Raw genomic sequence first — 20,562 nt, 5'->3', positions numbered from 1 at the left:
AAGGGGAGTGTTTGTGTTTCTTCGCCTGTTCAAATACTTGTGGCCTGAACGGTATCTGCCCGAGCCCGAGCAGGACGACCCCTTCGACGAAGATCCGCCGCCGCGCGAGGCCGGGCGGGTCGGCGTGCTGCTGGTGAACCTGGGCACGCCCGATACGCCGGGCAGGAAGGACATCCGCAAGTACCTGGGCGAATTCCTGTCCGATCCGCGCGTGATCGAGATTCCCCGCTACCTCTGGAAGCCGATACTGCATGGGCTGGTGCTGACCATGCGGCCCAAGAAGCTGGAGCCGCGCTACGCCGGCGTCTGGCTGCAGGAAGGTTCGCCGCTGATGGTGTACAGCCGGCGCCAAGCCGACGGCGTGCGCGCCGCCCTGCGGGCCGCGGGCGTCGACGCCGTGGTCGAGCTGGGCATGCGCTACGGCAATCCTTCCATCCCGGACGCCATCGCGCGCCTGCGCGCCCAGGGCTGCGAGCGCATCCTGACCGTTCCGCTCTATCCGCAATACGCGGCCAGCACCACGGCCACGGCGGTGGACGCGGTAACCCGGCATGCCGGCCGGCTGCGCGACCAGCCGGAGCTGCGCTTCATCAAGCGCTTCCACGAAGAGCCGGCCTACCTGGACGCGCTGGCCGGCCATATCGAACGCTATTGGCAGGAGCACGGCAAGCCCCAGAAGCTGGTCATGAGCTTTCACGGCCTGCCGCGCTATTCGATCGAGCTGGGCGACCCTTACTACCGCGACTGCATGGAAACCGCGCGCCTGCTGTGCCAGCGATTGTCGCTGCCGCGCGCCCAGATCGAGGTGACTTTCCAGAGCCGTTTCGGCTCGGCCCGCTGGCTCGAACCCTATACGGAACCGACCCTCAAGGCGCTGGCCGCCTCGGGTACGACGGAGGTCGATGTGGTGTGCCCGGGTTTTGTGGCAGACTGTCTGGAAACCCTGGAAGAGATCAGCCTGGAATGCCGCGACGCCTTCATGGCGGCGGGCGGCAAGCGCTTCCGCTACATTTCCGCGCTCAACGACGATCCGGCCTGGATCGCGGGGCTGGCCGGCCTGGTGGAACGGCACTTGCAGGGATGGCTCACGCAGTCCACCGACTTGAAGGAGAAGGCGCATGCACCATGATCCCAAGACTGGCAAGACGGTAAAAAAGGGGACGGTTAGCACTCCCGTAGACGAGGATCAGGTCGAGCACGAACTCGACGAGGCGCTTGCGGAGACCTTTCCGGCCAGCGATCCCATTGCGGTCAACCCCGAGCCCGACGATGAAGAGGAGCGCATGGACCGCGCGCTCAAGGAGAGTTTCCCGGCCAGCGATCCGGCCGCGCCGGCGCAGCCTCCCAAGAAATAGCGGGGAGGCGTCGGGGAATATTTCGTTTTCCCGGGCTTGAAATAGGGGTATTGGCCCCCATTCATGTCTGCGAAAGCCATTCTTTTTGGAGGATTCCCCATGACGGCACCCCACGAGCCTGCGGACCAGGCGCCCGAGATCGGCCAGAACGCCGACGCGGCTCCCGCCGGACAGGACGCCGCGCAGGCCGAGCTGAACGAGTTGCGCGCCCAGCTGGACGCCGCCCAGGCTACCGTCAATGAACAGCGCGACCAGGTGCTGCGCGCGCACGCTGAAGTCGAGAACATGCGCCGCCGCGCCCAGGAAGACGTGTCCAAGGCGCGCAAGTTCGGCATCGAGTCGTTCGCCGAAAGCTTGGTCCCGGTGAAAGACAGCCTGGAAGCCGCCCTGGCCCAGCCCGACCAGACGATCGAGGCGCTGCGCGAAGGCGTGGAAGTCACCCTCAAGCAGCTGTCGGCTGCCTTCGAGCGCAACCTGCTCAAGGAAATCGCGCCGGCGCAGGGCGACAAGTTCGACCCGCACCTGCACCAGGCCATTTCATCCATTCCCAACGAGCAGCCCGCCAATACCGTGGTGCAGCTGCTGCAGAAAGGCTATTCCATCGCCGACCGGACGCTGCGCCCGGCGCTGGTGGTGGTGTCGGCCGGCCAGGGCTGAGGCATCTCATGAACGATCCCCGCTTCGACCCCGCCCAGGTATTCCAGGTGTTCGGCATGCGTCATGTCGACTCCGACGGATTCGACCGGGCGGTGATCGAGGCGCCGGGAACGGATTTGCGCTGCGTGTTCCTGTGGGGCCAGGATTGCTACAACTGCAACCTGTTCAAGCAGGCCGCGCTGCTGCACCGGGAGACCCTGCTGGGGCTGGGCCTGACGTGGTTCGAGGCCGACGTCTACGCCGACGAACCCCTGGGCCGGCGCTTTTCCCTGCATGGCGTCCCCACTTTTGTGCTGTATCGCGCCGGCAAGCGGCTGGGGCGCATCACCGGCTGGCCCGGGCTGCCCCAGTTCACCGAGGCGATCCGGCGCCAGCAGGAAACGGCCGCGGAAAATTCTGGCCCGGCGTCTTGAAAAACCTTACGGGCAGCCCCAGTTATGTGGGGACAAGACGTTTCCCCCTATTTACACAGATTCAATCAAGGTAACCCACCATGAGCAAGATTATCGGCATTGACCTGGGCACGACCAACAGCTGCGTGGCTGTCATGGACGGCGGGCAGGTCAAAATCATCGAAAACGCGGAAGGCGCGCGCACCACCCCCTCCATCGTCGCCTACATGGACGACGGCGAAACGCTGGTCGGCGCCCCGGCCAAGCGCCAGGCGGTGACCAACCCCAAGAACACCCTGTACGCGGTGAAGCGCCTGATCGGCCGCAAGTTCGAAGAAAAGGCGGTGCAGAAGGACATCAACCTGATGCCCTACGCCATCGTCAAGGCCGACAACGGCGACGCCTGGGTGGAAGTGCGCGGCAAGAAGATGGCGCCTCCCCAAGTGTCGGCCGACGTGCTGCGCAAGATGAAGAAGACCGCCGAGGACTACCTGGGCGAAGAAGTGACCGAGGCCGTCATCACCGTGCCCGCGTATTTCAACGACAGCCAGCGCCAGGCCACCAAGGACGCCGGCCGCATCGCCGGCCTGGACGTCAAGCGCATCATCAACGAACCCACCGCCGCCGCGCTGGCGTTCGGCCTGGACAAGACCGAAAAGGGCGACCGCAAGATCGCCGTCTATGACCTGGGCGGCGGCACGTTCGACGTGTCCATCATCGAAATCGCCGACGTCGATGGCGAGAAGCAGTTCGAAGTGCTGTCGACCAACGGCGACACCTTCCTGGGCGGCGAAGACTTCGACCAGCGCATCATCGACTACATCATCGGCGAGTTCAAGAAGGAACAGGGCGTCGACCTGTCCAAGGACGTGCTGGCCCTGCAGCGCCTGAAGGAAGCCGCCGAAAAGGCCAAGATCGAGCTGTCCTCGGCCCAGCAGACCGAAATCAACCTGCCGTACATCACGGCCGACGCCTCGGGTCCGAAGCACTTGAACCTGAAGATCACGCGCGCCAAGCTGGAAGCGCTGGTCGAAGAACTGATCGAACGCACGATCGAGCCCTGCCGCGTGGCCATCAAGGACGCCGGCGTGAAGGTTTCCGACATCGACGACGTGATCCTGGTCGGCGGCATGACCCGCATGCCCAAGGTCCAGGAAAAGGTGAAGGAATTCTTCGGCAAGGATCCGCGCAAGGACGTGAACCCCGATGAAGCCGTCGCCGCCGGCGCCGCGATCCAGGGTTCCGTGCTGTCGGGCGACCGCAAGGACGTGCTGCTGCTGGACGTCACCCCCCTGTCCCTGGGCATCGAAACCCTGGGCGGCGTGATGACCAAGATGATCCAGAAGAACACGACGATCCCGACCCGGTTCTCGCAGACCTTCTCGACCGCCGACGACAACCAGCCGGCCGTGACGATCAAGGTGTTCCAGGGCGAGCGTGAAATCGCCGCGGGCAACAAGGCCCTGGGCGAGTTCAACCTCGAAGGAATCCCGCCGTCGCCTCGCGGCATGCCGCAGATCGAAGTCACGTTCGACATCGACGCCAACGGCATCCTGCACGTGTCGGCCAAGGACAAGGGCACCGGCAAGGAAAACAAGATCACCATCAAGGCCAACTCGGGTCTGTCGGAAGACGAGATCCAGCGCATGGTCAAGGATGCCGAGGCCAACGCCGAGGAAGATCACCGCGTCGCCGAACTGGCCCAGGCGCGCAACCAGGCCGACGCGCTGGTGCACGCCACCCGCAAGTCGCTGACCGAGTATGGCGATAAGCTCGAAGCCTCCGAAAAGGAAGGCATCGAAGCCGCCATCAAGGAACTGGAAGACACGCTGAAGGACGGCGACAAGGCCGCCATCGACGCCAAGGTGGAAGCCCTGTCCACGGCCTCGCAGAAGCTGGGCGAGAAGATGTACGCCGACATGCAGGCGCAGCAGGCTGCCGGCCAGCAACAGGCCGCTGACAACGCGAAGCCGGTGGACGACAACGTGGTCGACGCCGACTTCAAGGAAGTCAAGCGCGACCAATAATGGCCAGGCGCTGACCTGCCTCTGCCGCCCGGTAGCCGGAGAAATCCGGCTACCGGGCGCACTCATTCTGTAGCACTGAAAAGAAGGCTCGATTCGAGCCCACGGATCATGGCAAAACGTGACTATTACGACGTTCTGGGCGTGGCGAAGAACGCCTCGGACGACGAACTCAAGAAGGCCTATCGAAAGCTGGCCATGAAATACCATCCGGACCGCAATCCGGACAGCAAAGAAGCCGAAGAGAAGTTCAAGGAAGCCAAGGAAGCCTACGAGGTCCTGGGCGACGAACAAAAACGCGCCGCCTACGACCGCTACGGCCACGCGGGGGTGGACCCCAACGCCGCCGGCATGGGCGGGGGCATGGGCGGCGGTTTCGCCGACGCCTTCGGCGATATTTTCGGCGAGATCTTCGGCGGCGGCGGCGGCCGTCGCGGCGGCGGTCCGCAGGTCTATCGCGGCGCCGACCTCAAGTACGCGCTGGAGATCACGCTGGAACAGGCCGCGGCCGGCTTCGACACCGAGATCCGCGTGCCCAGCTGGGAAAACTGCGACATCTGCCACGGCTCGGGCGCCAAGCCCGGCACCTCGCCCAAGACCTGCCGCACCTGCGGCGGCTCGGGCGCCGTGCGCATGCAGCAGGGCTTTTTCAGCGTCCAGCAGACCTGCCCGACCTGCCACGGCAACGGCAAGGAGATCACCGATCCCTGCCAGGCCTGCGACGGCGTCGGCCGCATCCGCCGCAACAAGACCCTGCAGGTCAAGATTCCGGCCGGCATCGACGACGGCATGCGCATCCGCTCCAGCGGCAATGGCGAGCCCGGCATCAACGGCGGGCCTCCGGGCGACCTGTATGTGGAAATCCACATCAAGCAGCACAAGATCTTCCAGCGCGACGGCGACGACCTGCACTGCGAACTGACCATCCCGTTCACCACCGCGGCCCTGGGCGGAGAGCTCCAGGTCCCGACGCTGGGCGGCAAGGCCGAGATCTCCATCCCCGAAGGCACCCAGTCCGGCAAGACCTTCCGCCTGCGCGGCAAGGGCATCCGCGGCGTGCGCGGCAGCTACCCGGGCGACCTGTACTGCCATGTCGTGGTGGAAACGCCGGTGCGCCTGAGCGACGACCAGAAGAACATCCTGCGCCAGTTCGAGGCCTCGCTCAACGACGGCGGCGACCGCCATTCGCCGCAGAGCAAGTCCTGGACGGACCGCGTGAAGGAATTCTTCAGCTGAGGCCGCGCCCGAGGCGCCAGGAACGCAAAAAGCCGCGACAGCCGTCGCGGCTTTTTCTTTGCGCGCAAGAAAAAACCGCGGCTTGCGCCGCGGTTCGTACTGCTACTGCTACTGCTACTTCAACTTCGACTTCAACTTCTACTGCTGCTACTTCTACTGCTACTTCAAGCGCCGCTGTCGCCGAAAAATACCGGCCTCAAGCCATGATGCCGCCTGAGGCCGGTCGGGCCACAGCAAGCAGCTCACCGGGCGATCGGCGGGTATTCCAGCTCGCCGAACGTGTATTGGCCGTTGGCCTTGGCCTGGGCCAGCTCGGCCTGGACCTCGGCGCGCGTGAGGCCGGCGGCAGCGGGCTTCGCGGCGGGCGGGTATTCCAGTTCACCGAACGTGTACTGGCCGTTGAACTTGGCTTCCTGCAGCTCGGCCTGGACCTGATCCGAACTCAGGCTGGCGGCCTGCGGCCGGGCGGGCGGGTAATCCAGTTCACCGAAGGTGTATTGGCCGTTGGCCTTGGCTTCCTGCAGTTCGGTCGCCACTTGGGCGCGGGTCTTGGCCTGCTCGATGCCGGCAGCCTGGGCGCCGACGCCGGCCAGGGCCAGGGAAAGCAGGAGAGTGGTGGCTAGGGTTTTCATGGTTGACCTCCAATTCGTTTTGGGTGGGGACCGAATCCGGCGGCCTTCCGTCGTGGTTCGTTGTCTGTTCCCGATGACTGAATTCTGCGCGTTATCCCACCTGGGATAAACCCTGATTAGTTGAAAACATCTTTTCAAATTCATGGCTAATCGGATTTTATTTATCGATTGCCCCCATGGGTGGCATGGTGGCCATGAATTCAGACGGCTCCAGCGCGGGCCTGCAATAAAAAACCCGCCGGCGGGCGGCGGGTTGGAAGCCGGGAGGCGGGGACGGATCAGGGGGTGGCGTTCTTCTTGAAGTCGCCGGCCACCGCCGTGCTGAAGCCGTCGGCGCGCAGGTACTTGCGCAGGGCGGCGTTGACCGCCTCGGGCGTGAGCGCGGAGATCTTCTGGTCCATTTCGGCCGACCAGGCGAACGTGCGGCCGCGCTGCAGGTAGTCCAGCCAGGTGCTGGCCAGGATGTCGTCCTGGGCGCGGGCCAGGTTGCGGTAGTTCAGCAGCGCGTGCTTGCCGTCGGCGATTTCCTTGTCGGTGAAGCCGTCTTTCAGGACCCGGGCCAGCTCTTCGCCGATCGCCTTTTCCAGCCGTTCGCGGTTCTGCGGCGCGTAGATGGCGTACATGGTCCAGCTGGCGGTGGGTTCGAACGACGAGACCGACAGCGAGCTGCGCACGTTGTAGGACAGGCCTTCGGTCTCGCGCACCCGGTTCCACAGGCGCGAGGTTTCCGAGGCGCCGAACAGGTAGTTGGCCAGGTACAGCGCGGCGTAGTCCGGGTCCGTGTCCTGCAGCTTCAGCGGCATGCGCGAGATGTAGAAGGCGTTGGCCTTGTCGGGCGTGGCGATCTCGAACTGCTTGGCGGCGATGTCGCGGTACGGATTGGGCACGCGGGTGTAGGCGGGCGCCTTCTTCCAGCCGGCCAGGCCGGTCTTGAGCGCCTTCTCGACGGCCGCGGGCTCGAAGTCGCCGACGGCCGCGTACTCGATGTCGCCGGCGCCGTAGAAGCGCGAATGGAACTTGACCAGGGCGTCGCGGGACAGGCCCTGCGCGCTGGCCAGCGCTTCATCGAAGGTCGGCACGTAGCGTACGTCGTCGACGGGCCAGGGGTTGTCCTGGCGCGCCAGGGCGCGTCCGGCCAGGGCCGAGGGCTCGGTCATGGCGTTGCGGATCGAGGTTTCGAGCTGGCGCTGGTATTCCTCGAGCTGCTCTTGGGGGAAATTGGCGTTGCGCACGATGTCCAGCGCCAGTTCGGTGAGCGCAGGCAGGTTCTCGCCCTTGGTCGACATGGCGACCTTGAGCGTGGTGCCGCTGCCGCTGAAGCCCAGCTCGGCCTGCAGCGCGTCCAGGCGGTCCTGGATGTCCTGGCGCGACAGCCTGGGCGTGCCGCGCATCAGCAGATCGGCCGTGGCGTCGGCGTTCACGCGCTGACCGCGCAGATCCTTTTCGTTGCCGAACTGGATCAGCATCTGCGCCTGCACCCGGCTGCCGCGCGTGGCCTTGGGCAGCAGCGCCAGCTGCACCGGGCCGTTGGGCAGATCGAGCTTGCGGCGCTGGGTCAGCTTGTCGATGTTCTCGGGCGAGGGATCGAAGGCCGAGGCGGCCTTGAAGTCCGGGTCGCCCTTGTAGTCCTTGAACACGGCCGTCAGGTCCACGCGCTGCGCCTGCGGGGCGCGCACGGGTTTTTCCGTGGGGATGTAGCGGCCTTCGATGCGGTTGCTCTGGACCAGGTAGGCGGTGGCGGCCTGCTGCACTTCGGTCAGCGTGGCCTTGCGGGCGCGGTCGCGCTGCAGGAAAAAGAGGCGCCAGTCGCCGGCGGCGATGGCTTCGGACAGCGCCACCCCGACCTGTTCGGGATCGCTGTACGTCTGCTCCCAGGCGGTCAGCCACTTGCTGCGGGCGCGGTCCAGCTCCTGCTGGGTGAAAGGCTTCTTGGCCAGCGATTCCAGCGTGCCGGTCAGCGCCTTCATCGCGGCGTCCATGTCCTTGCCCGGGGTCAGTTGGGCGGCGAACATCGCCAGGCCCGGGTCCAGGTTCTCCATGGTGAAGCCGAACACGCCCGAGGCCAGCTTGGTCGGGACCAGGGCGTGGTACAGGCGGCCCGAAGGCGTGTCGGCCAGGATGGTGGCGGCCAGGTCCAGCGGCACGTAGTCGGGGCTGCCGGCGGCGGGGATGTGGTACATGGCGGCCACCAGCGGCGTGCCGCCGGCGCGGCGCAGCGTCACCGCGCGTTCGCCGTCCTGCGCGGGCTCGACGGTGTATTCGGGCGGCAGCTTGCGATCGGGCTTGGGCAGCTTGCCCAGCGTGGCCTCGATGTCGGCCAGCGTGGTCTGCGGATCGAACTTGCCGGCCACGATCAGCACCGCGTTATCGGGCTGGTAGTACTCGTGGTAGAACGCGCGCAGCTGGCCGATGTCGACGTTTTCAACGTCGGAGCGCGCGCCGATCGTGGTCTTGCCGTAGCTGTGCCACTGGAACGCCGCCGACTGCATCTTCTGCATCAGGATGCGGAAAGGGCTGTTCTCGCCGCTTTCCATCTCGTTGCGGACCACGGTCATTTCCGAATCCAGGTCTTCCTTGGCGATCAGGGAATTGACCATGGCGTCGGCCTGCCAGCCCAGGTACCACTTGAGCGTGTCGGGGTTGGCGGCGAAGCTGGCGAAGTAATTGGTGCGGTCGCTGGAGGTCGAGCCGTTGGCCTGCAGGCCGCGGCGCGAGAACTCGCCCATCGCGTTGCGCGTGGTCGAGGTGCCTTTGAACAGCATGTGCTCCAGCAGGTGGGCCATGCCCGTCTGCCCGTAGTTCTCGTTGCGCGAGCCCACCAGATAAGTCATGTTGACGGTGGTGGAGGGCTTGGATTCATCGGGTACCAGCAGCACCCGCAGGCCGTTGGCCAGGCGGTACTCGGTGATGCCTTCGATCGAGGCGGCCTCCGAGACGCCGGCCGGCAGGCTGGCGGCCCCGGCCTGAAAGGCCAGGAAGGAGGTGAACAGCAGCGCGCCCAGCGGACGCGGCAGCTTCGACAGGGAAAGGCGCATGGCAGATAATTCCTTAGGCATGGCAGAATCCGTTGGAGTGTATACGCTGGCATTGGTTCAGGGACGCCCGGTTAGGCGCGCCCGGCCAGGGGCGCCGCTGGCCCCCAAGACTCAAGGAAACCCCGCATGTCCCTGTCCATCGACGTCGAAACGCCGCGCCTGCTGCTGCGGCAGTGGCTTGCGGCCGACCGCGAACCTTTCGCGGCGCTGAACGCGGACCCCGAGGTCACCCGATACCTGCTGCCGCTGGCCAGGCCCGAGAGCGATGCGCTGGCCGACCGCCTGGCCGCCGGCATCGACGAGCACGGCTGGGGGTTCTGGGCGGTCGAGGCGCCGGGCGTTGCGCCCTTCATCGGCTTCGTGGGCATCAAGCCGCTGGCTCCCGCGCTGCCGTTCGCGCCCGGCGTGGAGATCGGCTGGCGCCTGGCGCGGCCATACTGGGGCAGGGGCTACGCCTGCGAGGCGGCGCAGGCCGCGCTGAAGGTGGGGTTCGAGCAGGTGGGGCTGGACGAGATCGTGGCGTTCACGGCCACCGGCAACCTGCGCTCGCGCGCCGTGATGGAGCGCCTTGCGATGCGCGCGGACGCGGCGCCCTTCGACCATCCCGCCGTGCCGCCGGGCCATCCGCTGCGCGAGCACGTGCTCTACCGCATCGCCCGCCGGGACTGGCGCGCGCGGGAAAATGGTGACACGGACCCCGGCGACGCCCCGGTGGCGGCCGCCTGATTTGAGGCGTCCGGGCTTGCGGGTGTAAGATTTTCAGCACGTAGTAGCTGTCCGCCGACGGGATGCGCGATAGCCGCCTACAGGCTTCCCGTCCAACGCCAGGCGCCGCCCCTTGCGCGCGGCGCCGGCGCTTGTCGTTCGCGCCTTCGCTGCCGGCATTCTGCCGGCGCATCTTTCGGAGGAACGACCCATGCTGACCGAGATCGTCACGCGTGCGCTGTCCCAATTGACCGGAACCCCCCTGAGCGGCGACGGAATCAAAGGGCAGTTTCAGTACGCCTATGCCAGCGATGACGGCCAATTCGTGGCCATACTGACCCACGACATGACCACCTACGTGGTGGACTTGAACACGCAACGATATTTTGCCGAGTGCGGCGGTTCGCCCAGGGGGTTTGCCGGGCACGTGCTCGAGATGGAAGGCACCGCGGCGCGCAGCCACCCCTGGCCCGCGGCCAACGACCTGTTCGACCTGGACATGGACGCCGACGAGCTGTCGTGGCGCAAGTGCCCGGGCCTGCGGCGCACGCCGCCGGCCGACCGATCAGTGGAGAGCCGCGCCGCCTGAGAGTGGCCAGAAGCGGCAACAAAGTTCATTGAACCGGCGCTTGCGCCGGTTTTTTTGTCGCCGGCGTGCGCAGTATGGGGGCATCTCCTATCTGTGCGGCCGGCTCGCTAAAATCAGCGCCATGACTACGCCCGCCCCAACCCGCGCGCCCGAAGGCGCCATCCTGGTCGATTGCACGCACGAGCGCCATGCCGACCAGATCCTCGCCATTTTCAACGAGGCCATCGCCACCTCCACCGCGCTGTACGACTACAAGCCGCGGCCGCGCGAGGCGATGGCGGGCTGGTTCCAGGCCAAGCGGCAGGGCGGCTTTCCGGTGGTGGGCTACGAAAACGCCGAAGGCGAGTTGATGGCGTTCGCCAGCTACGGCACGTTCCGCGCCTGGCCGGCCTACAAGTATTCGGTCGAGCATTCCGTGTACGTCGACAACCGCTTTCGCGGCCGCGGCCTGGGCATTGCGCTGATGCGCGAACTCATCGAACGCGCGCGCGCCCAGCAGGTGCACGTGCTGGTCGGCGGCATCGACGCGGCCAACCAGGGCAGCATCGCGCTGCACGAGAAGCTCGGCTTCACGCACGCAGGCACCATCCGCGAGGCCGGCTTCAAGTTCGGCCGCTGGCTGGACCTGGCGTTTTATCAGCTGGTGCTGGAGACGCCGGAACAGCCGGTGGATGGGTGAGGGCGCGGCCTACTTCGACAGCACGCGCATGGCCTGTTCCAGGCCGGCGACGGTGACCGGGTACATGCGGTCCTGCATGATGTCGCGCAGCAGCGCGATGGACTGGCGGTACTGCCAGGACGCGGTGGGCTCGGGATTGAGCCAGACCGATTTGGGCCAGGCTTCCAGCAGGCGGCGCAGCCATTCGGCGCCGGGTTCCTTGTTGTAGTGCTCGACCGAGCCGCCCGGCTGCAGGATTTCGTACGGGCTCATGGTGGCGTCGCCGACGATGATCAGGCGCCAGTCGGGGTTGTACTTGCGCAGCACGTCCCAGGTGTCGAAGCGTTCGCTCTGGCGCCGGCGGTTGCTTTGCCACAGGCTTTCGTACGGGCAGTTGTGGAAGTAATAGACCTCGAGGTGGCGGAACTCGCTGCGGGCCGCCGAGAACAGTTCCTCGACGCGCGCGATGTGGTCGTCCATGCTGCCGCCCACGTCCAGCAGCATCAGCACCTTGACCGTGTTGTGGCGCTCCGGGACCATGCGCAGGTCCAGGTGGCCGGCGTTGCGCGCGGTGCTGGCGATGGTGTCGTCCAGGTCCAGCTCCATGTCGGCGCCCTGGCGCGCGAAGCGCCGCAGGCGGCGCAGCGCGACCTTGAAGTTGCGCGTGCCCAGCTCGACCTGGTCGTCGTAGTCCTTGAACTGGCGCATGTCCCAGACCTTGACCGCGGTACGGTTGCCGGCCGACGCGCCGCCCACGCGGATGCCTTCCGGGTGGTAGCCGCCGTTGCCGAAGGGCGAGGTGCCGCCGGTGCCGATCCACTTGCTGCCGCCGGCATGGCGTTCCTTCTGCTCTTCCATGCGCTCCTTGAAAAGCTCCATCAGCTTGTCCCAGCCGTGCTTTTCGATGGCGGCCTTTTCTTCCGGCGTCAGGCTTTTCTCGAACTGCTTGATGAGCCAGTCCAGCGGGATTTCCTTGCCCGCCGGCAGGGCGGCCGCGATGCCCCGGTAGTAGGCGCCGAAGGCCTGGTCGTAGCGGTCGTAGAGCGCTTCGTCCTTGACCAGCGCGGCGCGCGCCAGGAAGTAGAAATCGTCCAGCGTCGGCGCCATGAGGTTGTGGCGCAGGGCGTCCACCAGGGTCAGGTATTCCTTGACCGAGACGGGCAGCTTGTGCGCCCTGAGGTGGTAGAAGAAGTCGATCAGCATGTGCGAACCGCCACGGATGGTGCGCCGGATCAGCGGCGCTGGCCGCCGCGCGTCATGGCCGCCAGGCGCTCCAGCAGATGCACGTCCTGCTCGTTCTTGAGCAGGGCGCCGGCCATCAGCGGCACCGCCGTGGCGGTGTGCGCGTCGATCTCGGCGGCGCTGGCGCCTTCGGCCAGCAGCAGGCGCAGCCAGTCCAGCAGTTCGGAGGTGGAGGGCTTTTTCTTCAGGCCCGGCGCCTCGCGCAGCGCGAAGAAGGTGTCCAGCGCCGCGCGCAGCACGTCCTGCTTGAGGTCGGGATAGTGCACGGCGACGATGTCGCGCATCGTCTCGCGGTCGGGGAAGCGGATGTAGTGGAAGAAGCAGCGCCGCAGGAACGCGTCGGGCAGGTCCTTCTCGTTGTTGGAGGTGATGATGACCAGCGGGCGGTGCCGCGCCGAGATGGTCTCGCGCGTTTCGTAGACATGGAATTCCATGCGGTCCAGCTCGCGCAGCAGGTCGTTGGGGAATTCGATGTCGGCCTTGTCGATCTCGTCGATGAGCAGCACCGCCGGCTCCGGCGACTGGAAGGCCTGCCACAGCGTGCCCTGTACGATGTAGTTGCGGATGTCGCGGACTTTCTCGTCGCCCAGCTGCGAGTCGCGCAGGCGCGAGACGGCGTCGTATTCGTACAGGCCCTGGTGCGCCTTGGTGGTGGACTTGATGTGCCATTGCAGCAGCGGCCGGCCCAGCGCGCGGGCGACCTCTTCGGCAAGCATGGTCTTGCCGGTGCCGGGTTCACCCTTGATGAGGAGCGGGCGCTGCAGGATCAGCGCGGCGTTGACGGCGAGTTTCAGGTCATCGGTGGCGACATAACTGTCGGTCCCGTCGAAGCGGTCAGGCGTGGCGGAAGTGGCGGGCTGAGCTGCGGACATGGTTCGATGGCATCCGGGTTTTGATGATGGTCAATACCATATTAAGGTATTAATCCTGAGCAAGTATCGTACAATCAGGCGGTTTTGCTTTGGGTTCGACCCGCAACATGTTTGCCGAGGGCCTTTCTTGCATGCAGGCCCTAGTCCTTAGCCATACGAAGAAGAGCCACTCCAATGAAGTTGCGAACCTCTCTGAAGTACAAGCTATCCCTGTTGGCCGCAGCGGCATCCTGTGCGATCGCCGGCCAGGCCGTCGCGGCGGAAGCCGCCGCCGTGGTCGGTAATGTACAGAACGCCCGCGACAAGGTCTCGATGTGCATCGGTTGCCACGGAATCGAAGGCTACAAGGCGACGTTTCCCGAGCTCTACCACGTTCCGATGATTGCCGGCCAGAACGCCAAATACATCGAAACCGCCCTCAACGAGTATAAGAAAGGCGCGCGCAGCCATCCCACGATGGACGCCATCGCCGGCAGCCTGTCGGACCAGGACATCGCCGACCTGGCCGCGTATTACTCGAATCTCAAATAAGGGGCACACATGAATCGCACCATGCTTGCCCTCGCGGGCGCGACCCTGGCCGTGGCGGGCGCCGCGGCCCAGGCCCAGGACCTGGCGGCCGGCAAGGCCGTGTTCGACAAATTCAATTGCGCGTCCTGCCACGGCGCCGACGCCAAGACGGCCGTGGACCCGGCGTACCCGACCCTGGCCGGGCAGCACGCGGACTACCTGGCCCATGCCCTGAAGGCCTACAAGCGCGGCGCCTCCGGCAGCGCGGCCACGGCCAACGTGCGCAAGAACCCGATCATGGGCGCCTTCGCCACGCAGCTGTCCGACCAGGACATCACCAACGTCGCGGCCTGGCTGTCCACGCTGCCCAGCGACCTGGGCGTGCGCAAATAACGGCCCGAAGCAAAGGTCCGAAAAAAGGCGGTACCCAGAAAAAACCCCGGCACGATGACCGGGGTTTTTTTCAGCGTCCCGCGCGCTGGCGGATCAGGTCGATGTAGGTGTCGCTGTCCAGCGGCGTGCCCAGCCGCTGGGCTTCCCAGACCACCTGGCCCAGGCATTCCATGATCTCGTGCGCCGCCTGGTGCGCGTCGCTGCGCGCCACCAGCTGCTGGTAGGCGTTGCGGATGCCCGGCGGATGGTCGATGGACAGCTGCTCGGCGATGGCCAGGTGCATGGACAGGTGCAGAAACGGGTTGGTGCGCCCCTTCTCCACGGAGTATTCCGCGGTCATGGCGTCGGGGCTTTCCAGGTCGCCGTGGTATTCCGGATGTTCGATGATCCAGTCCAGCGCGATGGCCTCGAGCGGGGTCAGCACCTCGGCCGCGCGGTGCTTGCGCCAGGTTTCGATGAAGAATTCGCGGACTTGGTCGCGGGAGGGATTGAACATCTGGAAGGGACGGAAAGCGGGCTGAGGATGCATTATTTTACCGCCCGGCGCGGCCCGCCGGGCCGGCCGGCCCCGTTGCGATATAGAATGGGTTGCTATCCGCCATCCGGTGTGCGGTTCCCCAGGACGGGTTTCCCCGGGAGCCGGACGCTTCCCGATGCCGGCGCGTGCAGAAAAATCACCCGGAGCAAATGGAGCATTCATGTCCTACCAACATATCAAGGTTCCCGCCGGCGGCCAGAAGATCACGGTCAACGCCGATTTCTCGCTGAATGTGCCCGAGCAGCCCATCGTTCCCTACATCGAGGGCGATGGCACGGGCGCCGATATCACCCCCGTGATGATCAAGGTCGTCGACGCGGCGGTGCAGAAGGCCTATGGCGGCAAGCGCAAGATCCACTGGATGGAAGTCTATGCCGGCGAAAAGGCCACCAAGGTCTACGGCCCGGACGTGTGGCTGCCCGATGAAACCCTGGATGTCGTCAAAGACTATGTGGTGTCCATCAAGGGCCCGCTGACCACCCCGGTCGGCGGCGGCATCCGCTCGCTCAACGTGGCGCTGCGCCAACAGCTGGACCTGTATGTCTGCCTGCGCCCGGTGCGCTATTTCAAGGGCGTGCCCTCGCCGGTGCGCGAGCCCGAAAAGACCGACATGGTGATCTTCCGCGAGAACTCCGAAGACATCTACGCCGGCATCGAATACATGGCCGAAGGCGAGCAGGCCAAGGAACTGATCCAGTTCCTGCAGACCAAGCTCGGCGTGAAGAAGATCCGTTTCCCGAACACCTCGTCCATCGGCATCAAGCCGGTCTCGCGCGAAGGCACCGAGCGCCTGGTGCGCAAGGCCCTGCAGTACGCCATCGACAACGACCGCAGCTCGGTCACGCTGGTGCACAAGGGCAATATCATGAAGTTCACCGAGGGCGGGTTCCGCGACTGGGGCTATGCCCTGGCGCAGAAGGAATTCGGCGCGCAGCTCATTGACGGCGGCCCGTGGTGCAAGTTCAAGAACCCCAAGACGGGCCGCGAAATCACCGTCAAGGATTCGATCGCCGACGCCTTCCTGCAGCAGATCCTGCTGCGTCCGGCCGAATACGACGTGATCGCCACGCTCAACCTCAACGGCGACTACATCTCCGACGCGCTGGCCGCGCAGGTGGGCGGCATCGGCATCGCCCCGGGCGCCAACCTGTCCGATTCGGTGGCCATGTTCGAAGCCACCCACGGCACCGCGCCGAAGTACGCGGGCAAGGACTACGTGAACCCCGGTTCCGAAATCCTGTCGGCCGAAATGATGCTGCGCCACATGGGCTGGACCGAAGCCGCCGACCTGATCATCTCCAGCATGGAGAAATCCATCCTGTCCAAGAAGGTCACGTATGACTTCGCCCGCCTGCTCGAAGGCGCGACCCAGGTGTCGTGCTCGGGCTTCGGTCAGGTCATGATCGAAAACATGTAACCCTCGATAGGCCACTTGCGAGCAAGTCCTGGACGAAATCCGCCCGCCGTCATGGCGGGCGGTTTTGTCTGCATGCTCGGCAGGGCGCAGATGTTCCGCTACGTTTTTCCAGGTTGATTGTTGTGCCCCGACTGTACGTTTCCTTGGCCACCTGGCTGGTGTTGCTGATTCCCGCGCTGGCGTTGACCAGTCCCGTGGGCGGGCCGGCCATTATTTATCTCACCGGCCTGATCGCGCTGGCGGCGCTCGCCGCCAATGCGATCAAGCGCTATGAACCGATGGATTTCCAGGCCCTGTGGCCGATCGCCCTGGCGCTGCTGCTGCCGCTGGCCTGTATGTTCATCACCTCCGCTGTGCGGGGCGTGTGGAGCGGCTCCGAACTCGAGAAACTGCTGCGCTTCGCGCTGGCGGTGCCGGTCCTGTGGCTGTTGCTGAGAGCGCCCCAGCAATGGCTCAGGCAGATCCAGTGGAGCCTGCTCATCGGCGCGCTCGCCGGCTCGATCATGCTGATCGTCACCATGACCTGGTGGGAGCGCGCCACCGTGGCGGAGATCGGCGGGCGCTATAACGCCGTGGCCTTCGCCAACCTGACGCTGCTGTTCGGCATGATGTCGCTGCTGTCCATAGGCTGGGGCGCGACCACGCGCTGGCCGCGCGCCGAAGCCGCCGTCAAGGTGCTGGTGGCCGTGCTGAGCGTGTGGGGCACCTGGGTGTCCGAGACGCGCAGCAGCTGGATGCTGCTGCCCATCCTGGCCGTGGTGTTCCTGCTGGGCCTGCGCGGCTGGCGGCGGCGCCACAAGGTGTACTGCGCGCTGGGGCTGGCCGTGGCGCTGGCGGTCTCCGCGGTCGGCATCTGGAACTTCAGCAGCCGCATGCACGAGATCCAGAGCGACCTGCATGGTTTCACCACGTCGAGCAACCGCGACACCTCGTTCGGCATCCGCCTGCAGTTGTGGGAAGCGTCGCTGCTGATGTTCGAGAAAAGCCCGGTGGTGGGGCTGGGGCCGAACCAGTTCCGCAGCGAACTGCTGGCGCTGGAGAAGCAGGGCGTGGTGACGCGCGAGGTCGTCGACGGCTTCGGCGAGCCGCATAACGACATGCTCGCGGCCCTGGCGGGCTACGGGCTGCTGGGCCTGGCGAGCATCCTCACCCTCTACCTGCTGCCGGCGGCGGTGTTCCTGCGCAGAATGGCCAGCGACGACCGCGTGATACGCGTCGGCGCCCAGATGGGCCTGTTGTTCTGCCTGGGCTATTGCGCCTACAGCCTGACCGAAATGATGTTCCGCAACATGCGCAGCGTGCCTACCTATGCGCTGATCATGGTGGCGCTGATCGCGCTGACCACGCCGCGTCCGGCCGCGCCGCGCCAGCCCTGAGCCGGGCCCCGGTTCAGGCCGTCTGCAGCCGGCCGGGGCTTGCGTGCAGCGCGTCCATCGCCCGTTGCAGGCGTGCGCCCAGTTCGCGGCTGGCGCTGGTCATGGGCAGGCGCAATTCGTCGGCGATCAGCCCCTGCATGGCGAGCGCGCGCTTGATCGGCGCCGGATTCGGTTCGGCGTACAGCAGCCGGATCAGGCCGCGCAGCGGCTCGAACAGTTCGCGCGCGGCCTCGGCATCGCCGTCGCGGGCCAGCTGTGCGATTGCGACGTAGCGCTCGGGATACAGATGCGCGGCGGCCGGGATGGCGCCGCGGCCGCCGGCCAGGAAGTGGTCCAGCAGCGCGGGTTCCGTGCCGCACAGCGCCGGCAACGCGCCGCGCGCATTCAGCGCCGCCAGCACCGATGGATTGCATTCCTTGACCGCGCTGAAGCCGGGCAGGGACGCCAGCGCCTCCATGGTCTCCACCGTCATCGCGACGCCGGCGCGCTTGGGGATGTTGTACAGGATGATGGGCTGCCGCGTGGCCCACGCGATCTGCCGGTAATGCCACAGGATGCCGGCCTGGGACGGACCCAGGTAGTAGGGCGGCGGCACCAGATAGCCGGCGGGCCGGTACTTGTCCAGGCGGCGGATCGCGGCGGCCACCCCGCGCGTGTCCACGCCGCCCGCGCCGAACACCAGCGGCAGCGCGTGCGGGTCGCTGGAGATCGCCTCGATCATCTCGATCTTCTCCGGCAGGCTCAACAGGCTGCCTTCGCCCGTGGAGCCGAACAGCACCAGGCCCGCCATGCCGGCGTTACGGTAGTAGCGCGCCAGCGCCTGCGCGGCGTCCAGGTCCACGCGGCCGGCGCGCATCGGCGTGACCATGGGCAGCCAGATGCCCTCGAAGGCGGTCTTGGTCGGCATGTCCATGGCTCAACGCGCCGTGTACGCGGGGGCGGCGAGCACCGGGCCGAATTCCGCGCGCGGCAATCCGGACATGACCGCATGCATCAGCGCGTCCAGCTGGCCGCGGCCGCATTGCAGCTGCAGCGCGCAGCGCGCGCCGGCGCCATCGACCGACAGCACATAGACGCCAATGCGCTCGCCCAGCGCGCGGTGCAGGGCCAGGCGCAGATTGAGGGCGTCGAGCGTGTCTATCGTGACGGTCAGCGCGACCCGGTCGTTGCGCGGGGCGGGCAGGGGGCGGCGGCGCGGTTGCAGTCTGGGGATCATGGCGGGGGCGGGATGGACGCGCCGCTGGCGGCGCTTCGGTATCCGGTTGGTTGATGACGGTTTCACTATAGGAAGCGCGCCATAAAAGCTGCCGATAAATGCGAACGGGACGCGTAAAAAACGCGTCAATGCCCGCGGCGGATCAGAACGTCTTGGTCACGGATAGCAGGCCCGCGGCGCGGCCCATGTCGCGCCCGCGCGTGTTGGTGTAGACGGCGCGGTCGGCGTCGGTGTCCAGATAGGCCAGCGACACCGACAGGCCCTGGCCGAAGTCTTTCGTCAGCCCCAGCTTCCAGTCGGTGTACGAGCCGTCGTCCACGTTGCGCACCAGTTGGCGGCCGACGTGGGCATTGAGCGTCAGGCCCCAGATGCCGGTATCGATATTGCCGGACAGGTCGAAGTACTGGCTGTACTTGCTGTCGGCGAATCCGAACAGGTTGGTCATGGCGATGGAGTACTTGAACGTGAGCGGGCCATAGCCGATGCCGGCGTACAGCTCGGTGGTATCGGGGCTGGTGTAGTGCGACGGGTAATCGCCGGGGTAGTAGTACTGCAGGACGCCCAGGTCGACGGGCACGTCCTGCGCCAGATTGGCTTTGTAGCCTCCGTAGAAATCCATTTCCACGGGCGCGGAGACGCGGCTGTCGGCGTCGTTGAGCCAGCTGATGCTGGAGTTCCAGTTGCCGAGGTAGAAGCCGCTGGCGTGGACCACATCGAATCCGCCCTGGATGGCGGGCTTGTTGTTGGTCTGCATCAGACCGCGATAACGGTACTGGCTGGCCAGCGTGACGTTCGCGGTCAGCGTAAAAGCGGGCGCGGCGGGCGGCGCTTCGGCGGCGCACGCATGGCCGGCGTGCGCGGCGGCAAGGGTCAGCAGCGCGGCCGCGGCGAGTGAGTGGCGGGGCATCGGAATCTCCTGTTGTTGGATGGGACCGCAACAATAGGATCAACCGCATAAAGGCCGAGACAACACTTGCCGGCCGCGCGTAAACGCGGCGTCAACGCCAGGCGCGCGTTTCAGCCCGCGAAGCGGTAGCCCACGCCGATCTCGGTCAGCAGATAGACGGGCTGGGCGGGATCGGCCTCCAGCTTCTGGCGCAGGTGGCCCATGTAGATCCGCAGGTAGTGGTTGCTTTCGACGTGCGAAGGCCCCCATACCTCGCGCAGCAGTTCGCGGTGCGTCATGACCTTGCCGCGATGCGCCAGCAGCGCCGCCAGCAGCCGGTACTCCATCGCGGTCAGGTGCACGTGGCGTCCGCCGCGCTCGACCACGCGGCGGGCGAAATCCACGCGCACGTCGCCGAACACGATCTCCGCCGCATTGCCCGCGCCGCCGCGGGCGTGGCGCCGCAGCAGCACGCGCAGGCGCGCCAGCAGTTCGCTGACGCCGAACGGTTTGGTCAGGTAGTCGTCCGCGCCGGCATCCAGCGCGGCGACCTTGTCGGCCTCGGCGCTGCGCGCCGACAGCACCAGCACCGGCACCTCGGTCCAGCCGCGCAGTTCGCGGATCAGGGTCATGCCGTCCTCGTCCGGCAGGCCCAGATCCAGCACCACCGCGTCGGGCTGGCGGGTGCCGGCCTCGATCAGGCCGCGCCTGACGGTGTCGGCCTCATGCACGACGCAGCCCTCGGTTTCCAGGGCCTGGCGCACGAAGCGCCGGATATGGGCGTCATCCTCGATGAGCAGGAGGGTCGGCTGGTAATCGAACATGCGGG

At 66.2% G+C, this 20,562-nt stretch carries 22 protein-coding genes; 13 read left to right on the top strand and 9 right to left on the bottom strand.

Annotated elements, in window-relative coordinates; genetic code table 11:
• Positions 1–13 precede the first annotated feature (13 nt).
• The 6 genes from hemH (at position 14) to dnaJ (ending at position 5,664) form a co-directional block, all read left to right on the top strand.
• Positions 14–1,129: a ferrochelatase gene (gene hemH / locus AC1M14_RS21790; RefSeq protein WP_479731831.1), complete on the top strand. Its 1,116-nt coding sequence runs from the start codon at positions 14–16 to the stop codon at positions 1,127–1,129.
• Positions 1,119–1,355 carry a hypothetical protein gene (locus AC1M14_RS21785; protein ID WP_111826467.1) on the top strand — a complete coding sequence of 79 codons (237 nt, stop codon included), beginning with the start codon at positions 1,119–1,121 and terminating at the stop codon, positions 1,353–1,355. The genes hemH and AC1M14_RS21785 overlap by 11 nt, the downstream gene beginning before the upstream one ends.
• A gap of 99 nt (positions 1,356–1,454) precedes the next feature.
• Positions 1,455–2,012 (top strand): nucleotide exchange factor GrpE, encoded by a 558-nt coding sequence (grpE, locus tag AC1M14_RS21780; RefSeq protein ID WP_479730448.1) that lies wholly within the window; start codon positions 1,455–1,457, stop codon positions 2,010–2,012.
• Positions 2,013–2,020: 8 nt separating this feature from the next.
• Positions 2,021–2,425, top strand: a complete 405-nt coding sequence (locus tag AC1M14_RS21775) for a thioredoxin family protein (protein ID WP_102774201.1) — start codon at positions 2,021–2,023, stop codon at positions 2,423–2,425.
• A gap of 80 nt (positions 2,426–2,505) precedes the next feature.
• Positions 2,506–4,431: a molecular chaperone DnaK gene (gene dnaK, locus AC1M14_RS21770; RefSeq protein ID WP_102774202.1), complete on the top strand. Its 1,926-nt coding sequence runs from the start codon at positions 2,506–2,508 to the stop codon at positions 4,429–4,431.
• Between the two features lie 108 nt (positions 4,432–4,539).
• On the top strand, positions 4,540–5,664 hold the full coding sequence (dnaJ, locus tag AC1M14_RS21765; protein WP_479730447.1) for a molecular chaperone DnaJ: 1,125 nt from the start codon (positions 4,540–4,542) through the stop codon (positions 5,662–5,664).
• A 242-nt stretch (positions 5,665–5,906) separates the two neighbouring features.
• Here the strand turns inward: dnaJ and AC1M14_RS21760 are convergent, their stop codons facing one another.
• A complete protein-coding gene (locus AC1M14_RS21760; RefSeq protein ID WP_479730446.1) occupies positions 5,907–6,296 on the bottom strand; it encodes a DUF4148 domain-containing protein in 390 nt (129 codons plus the stop codon).
• A gap of 278 nt (positions 6,297–6,574) precedes the next feature.
• Positions 6,575–9,331 carry a M16 family metallopeptidase gene (locus AC1M14_RS21755; protein ID WP_479730445.1) on the bottom strand — a complete coding sequence of 919 codons (2,757 nt, stop codon included), beginning with the start codon at positions 9,329–9,331 and terminating at the stop codon, positions 6,575–6,577.
• Between the two features lie 126 nt (positions 9,332–9,457).
• On the opposite strand from AC1M14_RS21755, the gene AC1M14_RS21750 reads away from it, so the two are divergent.
• The 3 genes from AC1M14_RS21750 (at position 9,458) to AC1M14_RS21740 (ending at position 11,304) form a co-directional block, all read left to right on the top strand.
• A complete protein-coding gene (locus AC1M14_RS21750) occupies positions 9,458–10,057 on the top strand; it encodes a GNAT family N-acetyltransferase (protein ID WP_111826470.1) in 600 nt (199 codons plus the stop codon).
• A gap of 190 nt (positions 10,058–10,247) precedes the next feature.
• A complete protein-coding gene (locus AC1M14_RS21745; protein WP_111826471.1) occupies positions 10,248–10,625 on the top strand; it encodes a hypothetical protein in 378 nt (125 codons plus the stop codon).
• 121 nt (positions 10,626–10,746) lie between these two features.
• Positions 10,747–11,304: a GNAT family N-acetyltransferase gene (locus AC1M14_RS21740; RefSeq protein WP_102774207.1), complete on the top strand. Its 558-nt coding sequence runs from the start codon at positions 10,747–10,749 to the stop codon at positions 11,302–11,304.
• Between the two features lie 9 nt (positions 11,305–11,313).
• Here the strand turns inward: AC1M14_RS21740 and AC1M14_RS21735 are convergent, their stop codons facing one another.
• On the bottom strand, positions 11,314–12,486 hold the full coding sequence (locus AC1M14_RS21735) for a vWA domain-containing protein (protein WP_102774208.1): 1,173 nt from the start codon (positions 12,484–12,486) through the stop codon (positions 11,314–11,316).
• A gap of 29 nt (positions 12,487–12,515) precedes the next feature.
• The gene (locus AC1M14_RS21730; protein ID WP_111826473.1) at positions 12,516–13,397 is read right to left on the bottom strand and encodes an AAA family ATPase; all 882 of its coding nucleotides are present in this window, start codon (positions 13,395–13,397) and stop codon (positions 12,516–12,518) included.
• A gap of 174 nt (positions 13,398–13,571) precedes the next feature.
• Between AC1M14_RS21730 and AC1M14_RS21725 the strand changes: the two genes are divergently transcribed.
• Together AC1M14_RS21725 and AC1M14_RS21720 are read left to right on the top strand one after the other, a co-directional pair.
• Complete coding sequence (locus tag AC1M14_RS21725; RefSeq protein WP_102774210.1) at positions 13,572–13,928, top strand: c-type cytochrome; 357 nt, start codon at positions 13,572–13,574, stop codon at positions 13,926–13,928.
• A 9-nt stretch (positions 13,929–13,937) separates the two neighbouring features.
• Positions 13,938–14,300: a c-type cytochrome gene (locus tag AC1M14_RS21720; RefSeq protein ID WP_102774211.1), complete on the top strand. Its 363-nt coding sequence runs from the start codon at positions 13,938–13,940 to the stop codon at positions 14,298–14,300.
• 70 nt (positions 14,301–14,370) lie between these two features.
• On the opposite strand, the gene AC1M14_RS21715 is transcribed toward AC1M14_RS21720, so the two are convergent.
• Complete coding sequence (locus AC1M14_RS21715) at positions 14,371–14,796, bottom strand: DUF1841 family protein (RefSeq protein ID WP_102774212.1); 426 nt, start codon at positions 14,794–14,796, stop codon at positions 14,371–14,373.
• Between the two features lie 202 nt (positions 14,797–14,998).
• On the opposite strand from AC1M14_RS21715, the gene icd reads away from it, so the two are divergent.
• A complete protein-coding gene (gene icd, locus AC1M14_RS21710; RefSeq protein WP_102774213.1) occupies positions 14,999–16,255 on the top strand; it encodes an NADP-dependent isocitrate dehydrogenase in 1,257 nt (418 codons plus the stop codon).
• A 122-nt stretch (positions 16,256–16,377) separates the two neighbouring features.
• On the top strand, positions 16,378–17,631 hold the full coding sequence (locus AC1M14_RS21705; RefSeq protein ID WP_102774214.1) for an O-antigen ligase family protein: 1,254 nt from the start codon (positions 16,378–16,380) through the stop codon (positions 17,629–17,631).
• Positions 17,632–17,644: 13 nt separating this feature from the next.
• On the opposite strand, the gene AC1M14_RS21700 is transcribed toward AC1M14_RS21705, so the two are convergent.
• From AC1M14_RS21700 to kdpE, 4 genes are all read right to left on the bottom strand, one after another.
• Complete coding sequence (locus AC1M14_RS21700) at positions 17,645–18,544, bottom strand: 4-hydroxy-tetrahydrodipicolinate synthase family protein (RefSeq protein ID WP_479730444.1); 900 nt, start codon at positions 18,542–18,544, stop codon at positions 17,645–17,647.
• A gap of 3 nt (positions 18,545–18,547) precedes the next feature.
• Positions 18,548–18,847: a hypothetical protein gene (locus AC1M14_RS21695; protein WP_102774216.1), complete on the bottom strand. Its 300-nt coding sequence runs from the start codon at positions 18,845–18,847 to the stop codon at positions 18,548–18,550.
• 142 nt (positions 18,848–18,989) lie between these two features.
• On the bottom strand, positions 18,990–19,754 hold the full coding sequence (locus AC1M14_RS21690) for a TorF family putative porin (protein WP_479730443.1): 765 nt from the start codon (positions 19,752–19,754) through the stop codon (positions 18,990–18,992).
• A 110-nt stretch (positions 19,755–19,864) separates the two neighbouring features.
• The gene (gene kdpE, locus AC1M14_RS21685; protein WP_479730442.1) at positions 19,865–20,557 is read right to left on the bottom strand and encodes a two-component system response regulator KdpE; all 693 of its coding nucleotides are present in this window, start codon (positions 20,555–20,557) and stop codon (positions 19,865–19,867) included.
• Positions 20,558–20,562: the final 5 nt, after the last annotated feature.

This window comes from Achromobacter sp. SX5, from assembly GCF_056711425.1.
Note: the sequence above shows the minus strand (reverse complement) of the source record. Positions and strands in the feature narration are given on the sequence as shown.